At 47.5% G+C, this 16,092-nt stretch carries 13 protein-coding genes; 4 read left to right on the top strand and 9 right to left on the bottom strand.

Annotation, left to right across the window (positions count from 1 at the left end):
• Positions 1-25: 25 nt before the first annotated feature.
• From lnt to rpmF, 7 genes are all read right to left on the bottom strand, one after another.
• Positions 26-1,603 carry an apolipoprotein N-acyltransferase gene (gene lnt, locus LRP54_RS06970; RefSeq protein ID WP_231235499.1) on the bottom strand — a complete coding sequence of 526 codons (1,578 nt, stop codon included), beginning with the start codon at positions 1,601-1,603 and terminating at the stop codon, positions 26-28.
• A complete protein-coding gene (locus LRP54_RS06965; RefSeq protein ID WP_231235498.1) occupies positions 1,588-4,338 on the bottom strand; it encodes a DEAD/DEAH box helicase in 2,751 nt (916 codons plus the stop codon). Before LRP54_RS06965 ends, lnt begins: the two co-directional genes overlap by 16 nt.
• On the bottom strand, positions 4,335-5,336 hold the full coding sequence (locus LRP54_RS06960; RefSeq protein ID WP_231235497.1) for a helix-turn-helix transcriptional regulator: 1,002 nt from the start codon (positions 5,334-5,336) through the stop codon (positions 4,335-4,337). The genes LRP54_RS06965 and LRP54_RS06960 overlap by 4 nt, the downstream gene beginning before the upstream one ends.
• A gap of 74 nt (positions 5,337-5,410) precedes the next feature.
• Complete coding sequence (locus tag LRP54_RS06955) at positions 5,411-6,148, bottom strand: transcriptional regulator (RefSeq protein WP_231235496.1); 738 nt, start codon at positions 6,146-6,148, stop codon at positions 5,411-5,413.
• Positions 6,149-6,458: 310 nt separating this feature from the next.
• Positions 6,459-7,319 (bottom strand): ATP phosphoribosyltransferase, encoded by an 861-nt coding sequence (hisG, locus tag LRP54_RS06950; protein ID WP_231235495.1) that lies wholly within the window; start codon positions 7,317-7,319, stop codon positions 6,459-6,461.
• A gap of 10 nt (positions 7,320-7,329) precedes the next feature.
• Positions 7,330-7,593 (bottom strand): phosphoribosyl-ATP diphosphatase, encoded by a 264-nt coding sequence (locus LRP54_RS06945; protein ID WP_231205052.1) that lies wholly within the window; start codon positions 7,591-7,593, stop codon positions 7,330-7,332.
• Between the two features lie 135 nt (positions 7,594-7,728).
• On the bottom strand, positions 7,729-7,899 hold the full coding sequence (rpmF, locus tag LRP54_RS06940; RefSeq protein ID WP_231205050.1) for a 50S ribosomal protein L32: 171 nt from the start codon (positions 7,897-7,899) through the stop codon (positions 7,729-7,731).
• Positions 7,900-8,555: 656 nt separating this feature from the next.
• On the opposite strand from rpmF, the gene LRP54_RS06935 reads away from it, so the two are divergent.
• The 4 genes from LRP54_RS06935 to LRP54_RS06920 all read left to right on the top strand — a co-directional run bounded on the left by LRP54_RS06935 (position 8,556) and on the right by LRP54_RS06920 (position 11,920).
• Positions 8,556-9,218, top strand: a complete 663-nt coding sequence (locus tag LRP54_RS06935; RefSeq protein ID WP_231235494.1) for a YigZ family protein — start codon at positions 8,556-8,558, stop codon at positions 9,216-9,218.
• 253 nt (positions 9,219-9,471) lie between these two features.
• Positions 9,472-10,404 (top strand): cysteine synthase A, encoded by a 933-nt coding sequence (gene cysK / locus LRP54_RS06930; RefSeq protein WP_231235493.1) that lies wholly within the window; start codon positions 9,472-9,474, stop codon positions 10,402-10,404.
• Between the two features lie 260 nt (positions 10,405-10,664).
• Entirely contained in the window at positions 10,665-11,264 is a 600-nt protein-coding gene (gene cysE, locus LRP54_RS06925; protein ID WP_231205044.1) for a serine O-acetyltransferase, read from the top strand.
• 158 nt (positions 11,265-11,422) lie between these two features.
• Complete coding sequence (locus LRP54_RS06920) at positions 11,423-11,920, top strand: GNAT family N-acetyltransferase (protein ID WP_231205042.1); 498 nt, start codon at positions 11,423-11,425, stop codon at positions 11,918-11,920.
• 95 nt (positions 11,921-12,015) lie between these two features.
• Here LRP54_RS06920 and LRP54_RS06915 read toward each other — a convergent pair whose 3' ends face one another.
• On the bottom strand, positions 12,016-13,038 hold the full coding sequence (locus tag LRP54_RS06915) for an Fpg/Nei family DNA glycosylase (RefSeq protein ID WP_231205040.1): 1,023 nt from the start codon (positions 13,036-13,038) through the stop codon (positions 12,016-12,018).
• A gap of 9 nt (positions 13,039-13,047) precedes the next feature.
• Positions 13,048-15,987, bottom strand: coding sequence for a leucine--tRNA ligase (locus tag LRP54_RS06910; protein WP_231235492.1), 2,940 nt, complete (start codon positions 15,985-15,987; stop codon positions 13,048-13,050).
• Between the last annotated feature and the right edge of the window lie 105 nt (positions 15,988-16,092).

The following is a 16,092-nucleotide window of genomic DNA, read 5'->3' as shown; positions in this document are numbered from 1 at the left end:
TTTCATGCGCCTTGTGGGAATTTCCTTACAAGGCGCGTCGTTTTTTTCCACGAGAAATAAGCGAAGTAATACATGCCGATCCGCATAAAACAGCAGCAGAAATAAGTGCTCCCATCATGGCTTCATCACAATAACGTGCGGCAAAAGTAATTGACGAACGCAAAGGTAATTCACCTGCAATATGGGCAGAAACCATACGAGATGAAACAGCTTGCACAGTCCCATTTGGACGAATCAACATGGATTCCCCCGTTGTTGAAGCCTGAATAGCGGAACGTGAAAATTCCATAGCACGGAATCGTAAAATTTGCCCCTGCTGAGCAGACTCAGGTGAAGTTAAAAAATGATAATTATTTGTTGGAATAACAATGATTTGGCCTCCCTGCCGTACCCCCTGTGCAAGTAAAGACTCATAAGCAACCTCAAAACAAATACCCACAGTCATTGGTAGCAAACGACCATCAGAAAGCTGCGCCTCAAGATATGCAGCATTTTGCACAGGAAGAAGATCCACCTCAACCTGCGCAGCTTCAGTAGCTAAACGCGAAACAAAACTACGAAAAGGAATAAATTCACCAAAGGGAACAGGAATCTGCTTTCCATACAACGAGGATGACAAACCCGAATGGGGATACCACATCCCCACCCAGTTCCACCGATGATCCTCACGATACTCAGGTAAACCAACAAGAGTCGGAACCCCTACTGTATCCACCGCATGTGCAGTAAGAGAATGAACCACAGAACTTACACGCGGATCACGATCTAAAGAATTTTCACCCCACACAATAAAATCAAGATCAGAAACTTCCCTACCTAAAAGATGATGCTCATCTGCATGATCGCCACTGACTTTTCCCTCAATAGCATATGTATAGGCCCCAGGTAAACGCACATTCCCTTGAACAACTCCCACATTCACAGCACCATTTTCTTGAGACAACGGCAAAGGGAATACATACGGCCCACCCAATAAAATACAAGCACATAGCAGAGTAACAGGTCTGCCCCACCAAGCTCGTTTATCATCATCAGCACGAAAAGCTACACTCCGCCGCAACAACACAGCAGAAAACACAACGATAAATGACACACCTACTTCACCAACAAAAGGTGCGATATGACCGAGCGGCCCATCCACCTGAGGATAAGCTAAATTTCCCCACGGAAAGCCAGACCAAGGCCAATGCGATCGAAATTGCTCGATCCCCACCCACATAACTGCCACAGTAACAGCTTGACCATATACACTCCGCGCCCACTTCCACACACGCAATAAAGAAACAGACCATCCCCATAAAGCAAAGAAAAAAACCTGAGTCAGCGCTAAAACACACCATGGTAAATAGCTACCAGTTGCAGGAATAGCCCAAGTAATATGCGGAAACCAGAAAGCAGAACCAAATATTGCTCCAATAATGAATGCTCGGCCAGCACCTGCATGATCGAGACGTGCAATCACTAAAGCAAGAGCAAAAGGAATACCCCACCACGCGCCCACATCAGGAAAAGCTGCCCATAAAACAGCCCCAGCCCCACAAGCACATATGAGATCGAAAAGAAAATACAGAAGATGACGCCTTTCTTTTACAGTGCTGACCATGCGACCACTCCATGCGCTAAGGCTTGACGTGCCTGAAGCATAACCTCCGCCGCATCTTCATCAGCCACGCGGCGCAGCTGATCTAACACATCCATCACTTGCCTCATCCAGCGAACAAAATCGCCCCCCTGCACTTCACATTCTGACAAAGCGACAGTCAATGATGCCCCACGCGCCCATGCAGCAGTCGCCGCCATAAGCCCCGGGTGAAGTGGAGGTGATACATGCGCTCCAACCTCAGTTTCTATTTCGTTCACACGAGCAAGAACACGACATGCACTATCCCAAGCCTCAGCCAAAAGCGGCTCAATCCCCTGCGGTAAAGCTGGCGCAGAATCTTCATCACCACGTGACTCATAAACAAAACATGAAGCCACTGCAGCTAATTGCGCATAATCAAGGCCACGGAAAACCCCTGTGCGTAAGGCCTCCACAATGACAAGATCATGCTCACCAAAAATATGCGTGAGCTGTTGCCCAAACTCACTCACATGATCCTCACGTAAGAAACCCATACGCTCTAAAACATCACATACCCTATCGAAATCACGCGCCACCGAATGAGTATGCCCATCAATATGCGCCACCAAACGCTCTACTTCCCGTGCTGCACGCGCCCACGCATGTCCTGCACGCGCATGAGATTCGCGTTCAGGACACCGATGAACCGGATGCGAACGTAAACGACGCTCTAAATCCTCAGTTGAAGATATTTTCTCAGGAGAATCAGATGCATACGGACGAGATAACGTACCAGAACGAATAAGAGCTGATAAATCCTGAGCAACCTTTGCACGAACCTGTGCGCGACGAAGAAGATGCGAGGCAGGAATCTTCATACGACCAACAATACCCAGCCAATTCACTCGTTCATCAGAGGAAAGATAATACTTTTTCCCATCCGTACCAATACTCACTAAAGCAACAGAATGGCTGGCAGTCGAAGCCACATCACAGATGACATAGTACGTCAGTCGTCGCCCCTTACGGCAACACACAATATCGCCCGTACGTGCCCGAGCAAAAAGACGACGCTTATTTTCTAAAGCCTCATGTGCCCGTGCTCGTGCTCCCTCCTTTTGCTGACGAGCTATGCGCTCACGTAAAGCAAAATATTCTTGAGCATCCCCCGAATCACAATGCATATCTGCAGCAAAGACATCCATGCGAGATTGTAAGTCACGGACTTGCTGAGCTAAATGCACCACAGCCGTATTTGCCTGATACTGAGCAAAAGAAGTTTTTAAAACTTCACGAGTTGCAGCACGTGTGGAATGAATCACTAAATTAGCCACCATATTGTACGTCGGTCTAAAAGCACTGATAAGTGGATACGTTCGTTTAGAAGCAAGAGCAGCTACTTCCTCTGGAGCAACTTGACGGCGATGAAGAACAACAGCATGACCCTCATTATCAATACCACGCCTACCAGCACGTCCCGATAATTGCGTGTACTCCCCTGCCGACAACGACACATGCTGTGCACCATTCCATTTATGGAGCGACTCAATGACCACAGTTCGCGCCGGCATATTAATACCTAGAGCTAAAGTCTCTGTCGCATACACGACCTTCACCAGTCCTTGAGCGAACAGGCGCTCCACGGCTTCTTTCATCACCGGTAAAAGGCCAGCATGATGAGCAGCAACACCAGCTTCCAAGGCCTGCGCCCATTTGCGCACACCTAAAGCAGCATGATCGCGTACATCAATGCGATTTAAAACTTCATCAACGCTCCGGCGAATACGCGCAGCTTCATCATGTGAAGTCAGGAGCATACCTGATGACAGAATATGAGCAACAGCGTCCTCACAACCTTGACGCGAAAAAATAAAAACAATAGCGGGAAGCATGTGAGCGCGATCCAGTGCAATCACTGTTCCAACCCGTGTTTCGCGTTTACCAGAGGAAGAACGACCTCGCGCACGCCCAAGCGGTGAAACTTCAGATAAAAGCCGAGGATTCAGACGCGAACTCAAACCTTTCCCATGACGACTCGGGGCATACAGATCAAAAAGATGATCTCCAACCAACATATGTTGATACAAAGGAACAGGCCGTTTCTCCCAAACAACAACCTGACATGAACCACGTACTTCCTGCATCCATGAACCGAATTCTTCAACATTAGACACTGTGGCAGATAAAGCAACAATACGAATATGTGCAGGCAGATGAATAATGACTTCTTCCCACACAGGGCCACGCATACGATCAGCTAAATAATGCACCTCATCGAGAATCACATGTGAAAGATTTTTCAGATCAACTTCCGCATAAATCATGTTCCGTAGAACTTCAGTTGTCATCACAACAATCGGAGCTGAAGGACGAACAGACGTATCTCCCGTTAAAAGACCAACATTTTCTGCACCAAAAATCCGCTGTAAATCTAAGAATTTCTGATTCGATAAAGCCTTAATAGGAGTCGTATAAAAAGCACGCTGACCACTGCTCATCGCAAGAAAAACAGCAAACTCCCCTACCACTGTTTTTCCGGCACCAGTGGGAGCCGCAACTAAAACAGAGGAGCCACTTTCTAAATGATCCATTGCTTCGCATTGGAAAGGATCAGGCACATATGGCAAATTTGCTGTCCACTCATGTCGAGCCGAGGAACGAAAATGACGGTCCTCATGAAAAGCTCGCATACGTTCTGCCGGGCTTAAAAGAGTGCTATTATCTGGTTCCGCACTTTCACGTACTACGCGACGACGGCGACGTGCAGGGCTCATATTTTTTCCTTTACACCGATAGTTTCCCAGATATGGAGTGCACGTGTGGCTCGCCTGTGAAGCCGCTGACGTATACGAGAAGGACAATCGAGTATATGCGGTGCTACATCCATAAGGACACTATCAACCCACTGGTCATTCCACAGGGGAAAATCAACCGTGAAAGCACCTTCATCTTCATCAATGATCCGAAGTGAATAATCATCAACGATCCAACGTGCAGGGGTACGTAATTTTATAGGCACGCACTGGGGTTGCGGCTGCTCAGCATTCAACAGTAAAGAAGGGGTCTGTGTGAGGTTCTGCGTTTCCTTAGGTGTACCCGTCGATTTATGAGGAAACTGGGTAGCTGAAGTTTTGAGGATGCAAATATGGGTCATACGTGAAAGAAGGAATGTGCGTTCTTCTTCATTTTCATGACACCATCCCTGTAAAGACCACTCATGTGTTCCACGTGAAAGTTCCCGTGGATCAACATGCCGATGAGAGCATTTACCGGAGTTATTCACGTAGTCAAAAGTAATAGCGTATTTGTTCTGAATTGCATCACGTATGACAGCAACTTTGGGATTATGTTTTCGGTACTGTGTGTCTTTCAGGAAAATTGAGGAGTGAGGCACCCCTGCAAGAGCGCCAATTTTCATAATAGTGCGAGGAAGGTGGGCGCATAATTCATCATCTAAGGTTTCAGTGATAGCTTCGAGGCTTACAAGTAAAGCCATCGCTTCATCTTCACTCAGCCGTGGAGGTAAATGAGCGCCCATTGTTGTACGAAGGAAAAGTTGCCCGGTTTCTGTGTAAGCAGCCCAGTCAATTTCAAAAGAAGCACCCGGTAAAGAATCTCCCACATTCCCTAAATACTCAATATCACGTTTCACTTGTCGACGAGTACGGTCAAAGTGGGACGCAATTTCTTGGATTGTGGCCCCCTGGTGTTGTCCAAGCCAAGAAACTAACGAAATTAAACGCACAAGAGCATGGGAAACAGGTTCAGGCATACTTATTTTCCCTTCTGTGTGTAACGCTGCACCAAAGAAATCTGATAAGGAAATAGGACGTAGGAGTACACATCTTATTCAGATGTCTGCGCTGCCGCGTGTAAACGTTTAAGGATTTCATTACGCAAGTCCACGGGATCTAGAACAACTACGTCATCTATTGCAGATAAAATCCTGTGTATCCACTCCCCTTTTTCTGCTTCCTCGGTGTGAACACATTGCCATTCTTGTGTGTCATCCGTTTCAATGTACTGAGTAATATGCGGGTAAAAACGATCTAAGGCTGACAGACGGATCATCAGTCGTGGAGCCACAAGAAAATCTGTAAAAGGATCACGAACTCCCTCTGGCATTGGTTGGGCATCACCGGCTTGCCCATAAAATTCAATAGCTGATCTTATGCGGGACAAACGAAAAACTCGCTGATCCAACCGATCCAAATCATATCCCCATAAATACAATGAAGGGCCTCGTAAAATAATGCGCCATGGTTCAACAGAACGCTGATCGCTCCCTTTAAGCGAGGAATAATCAAACACAACGACATACCGATCATGAATAGCGCGTGCAAGGTCAGCAACGCTTTCTGCTCCACTGAAATCAATACGCACAGGCGTTATATCTTGTGTACGAGAAGTGGCAGTATCGTGGGCAGCGGCAGCAAGTTTAGGACGTATGAGCTGAGGATTAATTTTTTGCCATGCTGATGCAGCCAGTTGAATAAGGGCCATATCGGTGATATTAAGTGTTATATCTTTCTTAGCAAAAAAATCGGAAGCGATACGGTACTTTTCATCTTCAGAACTGCTCATGTATTTCTTATCCAGAATTACACCTATTGAGCGTAGGGCAGCTTTATCCCGTTCAAACTGAACATCAAATGCCTGTGTCGTCAGGTTGGAATATCCTGGTAGAGAGCGAATATGTGCACGTGAAATCCCTGAGGTCGAATAAAGAATTGTAAAAAATAAGTTGAGCACACGCGTATTTGTTAAGACCTCAGAAGCCACAAAAATATTCTACGTGACAAGGTTTTAAGACAAGGCATAGGAAACGCCTCATGTGGATTATCAAGCAAGGGATATGCGCCCGCTTATTTTTCCTACAAAGCCAAAGCTCATCTTAAAGACGTGAAGCTGCGATTTGGGTGACGATAATGCCTCGGGCACCACATTCATGCAGATGATCCATCACAAGATTCACTCCTTGTGCAGGAACCATCACACGTACAGCAATCCATTGAGTATTAACAAGAGGGCTGATTGTAGGCGAACCAAAACCAGGGGTGATCGCAATTGTTGCCTCTAAATCCACCTCACGCACATTGTAGTCAACGAGTACGTAAGAGCGTGCAACTTGTACACCTTCAAGCCTGCGGTCAAGAGTGATGACGCGAGGATCCTCACGTAGTTCCTTGCGGGTGATGAGCACCGCTTCTGAAGTAAGAATCGGCTCAGCGAATACTTCTAATCCGGCTGTTTTGAGGGTGCTCCCAGTTTCTACGACATCAGCAATAACATCAGCAACACCGAGTCTGATGGAAGACTCGACCGCTCCATCTAAGTGAACAACTTCGGCTTCAATATTGTGTTCATCCAGGTAAGTACGAACTAAATGATCGTACGAAGCCGCCACTCGTTTCCCAGTGATATCACTGAGATTTTGCATTGTCCCTACGGGAGCAGCAAAACGAAAAGTAGAACGAGCAAAACCTAAAGGACGGTGTTCAACGGCGGCGGTTCCTGAATCAAGTAGCAAATCACGACCGGTAATGCCAGCATGAATGGAGCCACGGCCAACATACACAGCAATATCGCGTGGACGCAGGAAGAAAAGTTCCACACTGTTATCTGAATCGCTTAACACTAACTCACGGCCACGGCGCCGTGTCTTGTAGCCTGCTTCTGATAGGAGTGAAATCGATTGCTCTGAAAGAGATCCTTTATTTGGCACGGCTACGCGTAATACATTCGTTGTATTCATGATAATCCGATCAGAGCTTTTGATACACGTCTTCTAGAGTGAGGCCACGAGCAATCATCATAACCTGCGCATGGTACAAAAGTTGCGATATTTCAAGTGCCAGGTCATCGTCACTTTCATAACGTGCAGCTATCCACACTTCACCGGCTTCTTCTGCAATTTTTTTACCGATGAAATGAACACCTTGCTCTAGTTCTTCGACTGTGCGGGACCCGGCTTCATGGGTCTGTGCTTTACGTGAGAGTTCAGCAAAAAGTTCATCAAAAGTAGTCACCTATCTTAGGCTAGTGTCCTTTTGGTGTTTTTTCAGTCAGGCCCAAACATCGGACTTTCGTTGAGATAAGGCGAAAATGATAAAGAAAAGGCCCGACAAAATACTTGCCGGGCCGAATGTCAGCAGAACAGAGGCTCAGGCCTCCACGTCCAGCAGACCGTTCTTGTACGCCTTCGCCAGACGACGCGGCACGCGGACCTCACGACCTGCAACCTTGATGGTGTTCAGCTCGGTCAGATCAGCTTTCCATGCAGACCGGCGAGTGCGGGTGTTGGCGCGGGACATCTTACGCTTTGGTACTGCCATTGCCTTACCCCTTTCATCTTCTCGTGGACGTATATCGTGCCGGATGACGATCCGTGGAATCCTCATCCTCGGCTCGGCTTCGCGCCCACTCAGGAGAATGCGCGCAAATGGCAACTCGGAAAGTTTAACATGTCTATTTGCAATACTTGATGCCGCGCCGGAGTAGCATAATGCGATTCTCGTTACATCTACGCTCAATATTGCACATACAAAGATTATTCACATCAGTTGATCGATGCTTTCAATACTATTTGCTGCTGCGTAACTTAGATGAGGAAAGTCCGTAATGGATTATTCCTTTCCTCTCCACAGTTGTTTTCACGCATATTAATGGCTCAATACACTCACATTCGCTGCTCCAAAGGACTATGGGAGTAAAGATTGAGAGGGGAAAAGATGAATTGAACAGGGAAAATTGGGGTATTTCATAAGGATGATGACGATGATGAGGAATATTAAGCGGACTCAAAAGGATAAAAGTACTGACTCAAAGGGGTGAATACAGCAAGTAAGGGGGCGCGTCACAGGATAGATGGATTGACTAGAATTAGATACAAGGTAGTGAAGCAGTAGCGACAACATATCAATATACGAAGATAACTCTTTTCATTTAGTCCCACAAAGTATTCCTCAACGCATTGAGAAAGGACCTGCTTATGGATACTCGCGGTCTGCTCACATTACGTGAGGGCACAATCATTGAGCACGAGATAGAAATTAAACGATCACGTTTCATTGCCACCCTCGCTCGTACAAATACTCCCCAAGAAGCACGTACCATTATTAACGACGTGCGCTCCACACACCCCGCCGCACGCCACGTATGCTCGGCATACCTCATCCACGAGCAGGGACAATCGCCTCATCAACACTCCAGTGATGATGGTGAACCCGCAGGAACCGCTGGAAATCCCATGCTAGAAGTCCTCCGAAATAATGATGTATGGAATGTATGTGCTGTTGTGACTCGCTACTTCGGTGGGATCCTTTTAGGGACAGGTGGGCTCGTTCGTGCTTACTCTAGCGCAGTAAGTGAAGCGCTCATCCGCGCTCCACGTGCCCGATTAAAAGACATGCAGGTGTATGAAACCCATCTCCCACTTGGAGAAGCCGGACGAATTGAAGCCGAAATACGTAGCTTGGGTGCGCATGTTATGAATGTTACATGGGGCAATGACGTTACCCTGCAGGCCGCTATCTGCGAACCGCAAAAACAAGCACTTTTTGAGTGCGTAGCCCGAGTGACGCAAGGGCAAAGTGCGTTTCAATTAGTGACCACAACTCTTGTTGAAGTGGACGAGATTTCCGCTTCATCGTAGGGTGGGTACATGACTTGCGAACGACACACACATAGCCATATTGAAGCTGCTGTGCTTCTTTGCGCTTGTTGTTTCACTGTGTGTTGTCTGTAGGGCGCACGTCTATATTGGTACGTCGCTTACATATTCACACTGATGGTATGCGCGTACTGGCGTTCGCCCTCATCCTTTACTTTTCTTACCTGCTATTTCACACTCAGCGGCCGTTTTCTATCGCATATGTATGCTCGGCCTTTCATATGAAGGAGTTCTCATGTCCCGTATTGCTCATAATGTTTCTGAACTTATTGGAAATACTCCCCTTGTTCGTCTGAACCGTCTTGTTTCCAATCAGGCAACCGTTTTAGCGAAAGTCGAATCTTTTAATCCTGCTTCCTCAGTTAAAGACCGTATCGCTGCAGCAATTATTGACGCAGCTGAAGCATCTGGCGAACTTAAACCTGGAGGTACAATTATTGAGGCAACTTCCGGTAATACTGGTGTTGCCCTCGCCATGGTAGGGGCTTCGCGTGGCTACAAAGTAGTGATTACGATGCCTTCATCGATGAGCATTGAACGGCGTTTACTTATTCGTGCTTTTGGCGCTGAAATCGTTCTTACTGACCCAAGTACAGGTATCAAAGGTGCCGTTGCTGAAGCTGAACGCATACGCGATGAACGCCCCGGTTCAATTATTGCTTCCCAATTCACTAATCCCGCAAACCCTGCTGTTCATCGTCGCACCACTGCTGAGGAAATTTGGGGCGATACAGATGGAAATATTGATATTTTGGTTGCTGGTGTTGGTACCGGCGGCACAGTCTCAGGCGTGGGGGCTGTTCTTAAAGAACGTAAGTCATCCGTTCAGGTGATTGCGGTTCAGCCTGAAGAATCACCTTTGCTTACCGGGGGTGATCCTGCACCTCATGGCATCCAAGGTATTGGCCCGAACTTCGTCGCACAAACTTACGATTCATCTGTGGTTGATGAAGTCCTATCCGTTAACACGGCTGAAGCGATGGCAATGTCACGTCGTGCTGCTGCTGAAGAAGGACTCCTGGTAGGCATTTCCTCTGGAGCTGCTCTTGCTGCTGCTGTTCGTGTTGCTGAACGACCTGAAAATGCTGGAAAAACTATTGTAGTGGTATTGCCAGATACAGGTGAACGTTACCTGTCTACAAAGCTTTTTGAGGATCTACGCGACTAAAAATCAGCTCTGTGTGAAACACTATCTGTAAAATCAACCTCATAAATATGACAGTTGATTTCTCATATTTTTCACGCTTACCGCTGAATCTAGGGTACTCGTACCACGAAAACAGGTGTGAGTACCCTAGTATGTCGGTGATATATGTTCCACTACATAAAAACATCCTCAAGACTATGTGGCTGGGGTGCGCCACTGGACCATATTGTGTGTGAACGAGTACATACGAGATTGATGCACGTGAAATGAAAGAGGTTACTATGGCATCGACTTCCGCCTTGAAACTGCTAGCTGAAGATCTGCGTACCGCTCGTCGTCGTGACCCGGCTGCACGTTCCAATGTAGAAGTAGCTTTAGCCTATCCAGGTGTTCATGCTTTATGGGCACATAGAATTTCTCATGCTCTGTGGCAACGCGGCTTTGGTACGCCTGCACGTGTTATTTCTTCACTCTCCCGTGCAGTAACAGGAGTTGACATTCATCCTGCCGCCCAAATTGGTCGACGAGTTTTTATCGATCACGCAACTGGTGTTGTCATTGGTCAAACTGCTGAAGTTGGCAATGATGTTGTGATTTTTCATGGAGTAACTTTAGGTGGAGTCGCCATGACTCCAGGTAAGCGGCATCCCACAGTGGGCAATCATGTGATGTTAGGGGCAGGGTCAAAAATTCTGGGTCCTATTGTCATTGGTAATGGAGCAAAAGTAGGGGCAAATGCTGTGGTCACACGCGATGTTCCTGATGATTCCGTAGCTATTGGTATTCCAGCGCGGATTCGTGAAACTCCACAAAGTAATGAATGTGATGCTGATTTGATTATTGACCCAAACTGCTATGAGGATCCGACCCTTTTGATTTAAGTGCTGTTTCTTCTGGCGCTTCCTGCTGTATTTCAAATACAGGGAGAAGCGTTTGTAGGGCTACTTTCTTTCGTGCAGGTATGCGTCGGTTTGAAAGATAGATCCGAAGTTTTTACCAAAACAGCATATATGTGCTACGTATCACTTACACTGGGTCTATGACACAGCGAACAATGAAAGCACAACTACAAGCGTTAGCTGATGTCGAGCGTCCAGAAAACTACGAAATTGCGACGCTCACTCGCCAAGATATTCCCGCATTGGCGGTGCTGAACATCGTCGCATACGAAGCACCTTACACAGCACAAGCACTTTTTGAAGCAACAGACGAACTCCGTTTAATCTTCGACGGTGTTTTTGGTATTCCACGCGATGACTCATTTGTTGGAGCATGGCATGAAGGGACGCTCATCGCTGCCATTTTGGTTGTTGTAGGCCCTCCGTGGGATGAAGCAGACACAAACACCCCTGTTGTTCTGGACCTCATGGTAGATCCTGAATTTCGTCGACGCGGCATAGCCACAGCACTTATTGCTGAGATTGCGCGACGATGCATGAAATGGGGAAAAGAGTCCCTGTCCTTACGTCTGGACGCTCATCATAGTGCGGCCGCAAGTCTTTACGATTTACTTGGTTTTGAAGAATCAACGAAATAGACTCCTGCTTTTACGGGGTGGCAGCATAAAAACGCTGAGGTTATCTGAGGAAGCTTCCAGACCCTGCAGGTGTGAAACCACGGTTATATGTCAGACTATCGTTGGCAATTCGGACACCAAAATAGACGTCGATTATTCATCAATTTTTCTGCAATATGCGTACCACAACGGATACACGGACGCCCTGTACGATGATATACATACCAGCGCGAGGCTTCCTCATCCCCCTCAATTACTGACTCGGGTGCTTCATCGGGAGACATAGTAATAAGATAGCCCGCTGCTAAACCACGATTCATCACCTCACATACAACATGCCATAGATGCTGTAATCGAGAAACAGAGATACGGTCACCACGCCTCATCGGGGAAATTCCCGCTAAAAATAAAGCATCCGCACGATAAATATTGCCGACTCCCGCAATGATGGACTGATCCATCAGCATTTCCCCAATGGTTCTTTTACGGCGACGAACTGCCTCCACAAAACGCGTACACATCTCATCATTATTGTGAGCAGCAACAGCCAAAGGATCAGGGCCTAGCTGTGATTCAATCAGACAGCGTTCTTCATCAGTAACTAATTCACAGCGATGAGGACCTGCCAAATCTGCAACAGCATGTGTGGTGACAATACGTAGGCGCACTTGCCCTATAGGTTCAGGAACCTCCCATGACTCATTTTCTACCGGGTCAGGGATCTGGGGTGCAGGAGCATTGAGCGGACCACTCCCCCAGCGCATAGGAACATGACGGTCGCGTGGCCCTACACGGTGTACCACCCCATGACCATAATCTTTCACAGTGGTATCACCGTTAAAACGCCACCAGCCGTAAAGACCTAAATGGATATGAACCCACTTGTCTACACGTTCAGGTATTTCTTGCCCTTGCAGGGATAAAGAATCATACGTGCGAAATTCTGCTGCATGTTCCTCGGTGGAAAAACCTAAGAACATATGTTTACCAACTGCTCTGCAAACAACAAGCAGGTGCCCATTAAGTATGGCGGCAGAAGCTGCAAAACGACCTTGCGGGGATGACACGATGCAACGTTGACCCGCGAAAACTTCGGCAAAAGTCTCAGCCAGACGCCGAACGGCATCCCCTTCAGGCATGGTAATCCTTTACTTTTGTGGGACGACAAGATTGATAAGTGTTGGAGGACGCACAATCACTTTCACAGGTATTTGCCCATTCAAGAGACGTTGAATAGCTGGTTCGTTCATAGCAGCTTCACGTAAATCATCTTCACTTATTGATGGAGTTACCTCCAAACGAGCACGAACTTTGCCATTAACTTGAATGATCGCAGTTACCGTTTCTTCAACAAGTAAAGATTCATCTTCCACCACGGGGAAAGGAATCCGCGCTAATGATGTGTCATGTCCAAGACGTTCCCACAGTTCCTCAGCAATATGCGGCGCTACAGGGGAAACCATGAGGACCAATGCTTCTACAGCTTCACGAGGTACAGCAGAAAGAGAAGTCAGATGATTATTGAGGACGATAAGTTTTGCGACCGCTGTATTTACACGCATATTTTCGTATTCCACAGTAACGTCGGCAATTGTCCGAGCCAAAACACGCTGCGTTTCTAAATCGGCAGGATCCTCAGTAATACGCAATTCGCCAGTGGATTCATCAACGACGTTACGCCATAAACGTTGCAGGAAACGCTGTGAACCAATAACTGCACGAGTCTCCCATGGGCGAGACACATCCAGCGGCCCCATACTCATTTCGTACACACGGAATACGTCAGCACCATAAGCCTCATACATGTCATCGGGAGTCACAATATTTTTCAGCGACTTACCCATCTTGCCGTATTCACGGTTGACAGACTGGCCTTTCCATGTGAAACCAGTGTTTTCGTCGCCTTCTACTTCATCGGCAGGAACGTACTGTCCACGAGCATCGGTATAGGCATAAGCCTGTACATACCCTTGATTAAAGAGGGTGTGGTACGGCTCAGAATCAGGAACGTATCCCAGATCAAAAAGAACTTTCTGCCAGAAACGTGAATACAGTAGGTGCAAAACCGCATGTTCCACACCTCCCACGTATAAGTCAGTGCCGCCACTGATTTTGCCTTCACGTGGACCCATCCAATAATTCAGATTTTCTGCAGATGCTAAGGCGTCATTGTTATTCGGGTCGGTGTAACGCATTTCGTACCAGCAAGAACCTGCCCACTGTGGCATTGTGTTGGTTTCGCGTCGGTAGCGTTTCAAACCGTCACCAAGATCAAGCTCAACATTTACCCATTCGTCAGCACGACCTAAAGGTGCGTCAGGTGAAGTCTGCGCATCATCAGGATCAAAAGTACGTGGAGCGTAGTCAGAAATCTCCGGTAGTTCCACAGGTAACATATTTTCAGGTAATGCATGAGGCAAACCATCCTCATCCCACACGATAGGGAAAGGCTCACCCCAGTAACGTTGACGACTGAATAACCAGTCACGCAGACGATATATTACTGTTTTCTTTCCGTAGCCACTGCTTTGAAGCCAATCGGTCATCGCAGCTTTTGCTTCGTCTTTTGTTTTACCATTCAGATCAATGTCACCATTGGCTGAATCAACAGCAACACCATCACCTACATAAGCCGACTCAGAAAGATCATGAGCATAAGGATCCGCAGGATCCCCAATGGTGCGAATAACATCCAAGTCAAAAGCGCGTGCAAAATCCCAGTCGCGTTGATCGTGCGCGGGAACAGCCATAATCGCCCCTGTCCCATATCCCCACAGGACATAGTCGGCAACGAAGATAGGGATACGGCGACCATTTGTTGGATTCACACCGTAGTACCCAGTGAATACACCAGTTTTTTCACGGTCCTCAGCTGTGCGTTCCATTTCGGTTTTCCGTGCAGCTTGACCTCGATATGCTGCCACAGCTTCACGAGGTGAAGGATAGCCACCTGTCCATGCTTCTTTTGTTCCTGCTGGCCACTGCTGAGGCACGCTCAGATGTGCTTCATCATCAGCTTCACCGCCGTGAGTTCCTCCTAAGAGCGGATGCTCGGGGGCAACAACCATGAAAGTTGCACCAAATAGCGTATCTGGACGAGTGGTGTACACCTCAAGTTGCGAAATCGATGAGTGAACCTCTTGCGCGTTCAGTACATTGAAAGTAACTGTGGCACCTTCTGAGCGTCCAATCCAATTTCGTTGCATTGTGCGTACTTTATCGGGCCAGTTAATCGTGTCCAGATCACGGGCTAAACGCTCACCATAAGCGGTGATACGCATCATCCATTGACGCAGGTTACGTTTGAAAACAGGGTAATTTCCGCGTTCAGAACGACCATCAGCTGTTACTTCCTCATTTGCCAAAACTGTTCCCAACCCTGGGCACCAGTTCACAGGCGCATGGGACACATATGCTAAACGGAAACTATCAACAACCTGTGATTTTTCGACCTCAGTCAGTTCATCCCATGGACGACCATCGGGCACTGCTACCTGGCCGGCTGCAAGTTTTTCACGTAGTTCAGATACTGGGCGCGCTGCACCTTGTGAGCCGTCGGGAGCAGTTGCTTCAGGATCAAACCATGAGTTAAAGACTTGTGTGAAAATCCACTGTGTCCAGCGCACATATTCAACATCAGTTGTCGCTAAAGAACGGCGACGATCATGTGACAGCCCTAAACGACGAAGCTGCCTGCGCATATTAGCAATATTTTCTTCGGTGGTGATACGTGGATGCTGGCCTGTCTGAACGGCATATTGTTCGGCAGGAAGACCGAAAGCGTCATACCCCATCGTGTATAGGACGTTATCGCCTTTCATGCGGCGGAAACGCGCCACTGTATCTGTAGCAATGTATCCTAAAGGATGCCCCACATGAAGACCTTTACCTGAAGGATAAGGAAACATATCAAGGAGGAAGAAGGGTGTGTGCGCGGCCAGAGGACCGGCAAGATCACCAGTGGGATTATCAGCATGGAAAGTACCCCACTCATCCCAGCGTTCCTGCCATTTTGTTTCGATTTGTCCGGCCAGCTCTGCCGTATAACGGTGGGCGGGAATGATAGCTGTAGGTTGAGTTGATGACATGTGCGGGCTTCCTTGTGGTTCCTGCGGTTCTTTTGGCCTTAAAAGGCCCCGTATAAGGGTAGACCATTTAGGCTTTTTCCTCTCGTTCCCATCAAAATATGAGGC

Origin of the sequence: Schaalia sp. lx-100 (assembly GCF_021083625.1) — a bacterium.
Lineage (GTDB): Bacteria > Actinomycetota > Actinomycetes > Actinomycetales > Actinomycetaceae > Pauljensenia.
This window is presented reverse-complemented; position numbering and strand designations above follow the sequence as displayed.